The organism is Streptococcus sp. HMSC065H07, from assembly GCF_001837325.1.
In the GTDB taxonomy this organism is placed as follows: Bacteria; Bacillota; Bacilli; order Lactobacillales; family Streptococcaceae; genus Streptococcus; species Streptococcus salivarius_H.
In genome coordinates this window covers 6,554-7,066 of record NZ_KV832051.1, presented here as the reverse complement: position 1 = coordinate 7,066, position 513 = coordinate 6,554, and the positions used below count along the sequence as shown (strand labels likewise).

The following is a 513-nucleotide window of genomic DNA, read 5'->3' as shown; positions in this document are numbered from 1 at the left end:
ACTCACTCAAGGAACTTGAGACACTCGCTGACTTAGCAGCACTTAAAGACGCACTTGTTGATGCAGATTGACTTTGTGATACGCTGGTCTTCAAGGACTCACTCAAGGAACTTGAAATGCTCTCATATTTCACGGCACTCAAAGACGCACTCGTTGAAGCAGATTGACTTTGCGAAACACTCGTCTTCAAAGACTCACTCAAGGAACTTGAAACACTCGCTGATTTCACGGTACTCAAAGATGCACTTGTTGATGCAGATTGACTCTGTGATACGCTCGTCTTCAAGGACTCACTCAAGGAACTTGAAACACTCGCTGATTTCTCAGTACTCAAAGAAGCACTCGTTGAGGCTGACTGACTTTGAAAAACGCTAGTCTTCAAAGACTCACTCAAGGAACTTGAGACACTCGCTGACTTCACAGTACTCAAAGACGCACTTGTTGAAGCGGATTCACTTTGTGATTGGCTTGTCTTCAAGGACTCACTCAAGGAACTTGAGACACTCGCTGACT

Annotated in this window: 1 pseudogene; it reads right to left on the bottom strand. The window is 44.8% G+C overall.

Annotated features, from left to right (window positions below):
* Positions 1-334: pseudogene (locus HMPREF2637_RS11405) on the bottom strand (accessory Sec-dependent LPXTG-anchored adhesin); the annotation flags it as partial.
* Between the last annotated feature and the right edge of the window lie 179 nt (positions 335-513).